Annotated in this window: 1 protein-coding gene; it reads right to left on the bottom strand. The window is 45.9% G+C overall.

Features of this window, described 5'->3' with window-relative positions; genetic code table 11:
• On the bottom strand, positions 1-225 hold a 225-nt coding region (locus CF394_RS14735; protein WP_133079860.1), incomplete at its 3' end, for a MerR family transcriptional regulator.
• Positions 226-233: the final 8 nt, after the last annotated feature.

Raw genomic sequence — 233 nt, 5'->3', positions numbered from 1 at the left:
TTTCTTAATGAAGAAGGTTTTTTTCGGGCGTTTGACCGTGACATCCTGCATAGGCGTACCGTTTTTCAACTGCTCTTTTACTTCTTTTAAAATGGCGATATCGTCTTCCGTGAAAAAGTAGTGGCCAAGCTCATTTCGGGAAGCGGGCAGTTGCAGCTGCTTGACCCAACGCTGCACCGTTTTGGTTGAAACCCCCAGTTCATTTGCCGCATCAGCAGTATTCATAAGATACC

This window comes from Tetzosporium hominis (assembly GCF_002265435.1).
Taxonomy (GTDB): Bacteria; Bacillota; Bacilli; order Bacillales_A; family Planococcaceae; genus Chryseomicrobium; species Chryseomicrobium hominis.
The sequence above is the reverse complement of the archived record's forward strand: the minus strand, read 5'-3'. Positions and strand labels throughout refer to the sequence as shown.